Genomic DNA, 385 nt, shown 5'->3' with positions numbered 1-385 from the left:
CTGCGCCGGTTGTCGAAAGGCTGAGCGCGATTGAGGCACACCGGCAGCAGGAGCGCGCGGTGCAGCACCAGAAAACGCTGGAGCTGGAACGCTCAAGGCAGAAACAGCGGCAAGGGCCGACGATGGAGCTGTGAAGTGACGAAAACAGGGCTTTGATACCCTGTTTTCTGCGTAACCGGTGCGCATTCACCTGGCTGCATAGGTATGCATCAGGCTAAACTTTATCAGGCGCGTTTCCGGTGGTTTTCTGGGGTGTTTCCTCTCCGTTTCATCCTGTAGACACCGGAAACGCCGCGAGTCGTTTTTAGCGGTGCGCGGAAGGGATGTTATGGTAAATGGTTTCTGAGGTGTAAGCTAAAACTCGAGTTTTGACGCCATTCTGAGT

The organism is Serratia sp. LTN-2, assembly GCF_059740205.1.
The sequence above is the reverse complement of the archived record's forward strand: the minus strand, read 5'-3'. Positions refer to the sequence as shown.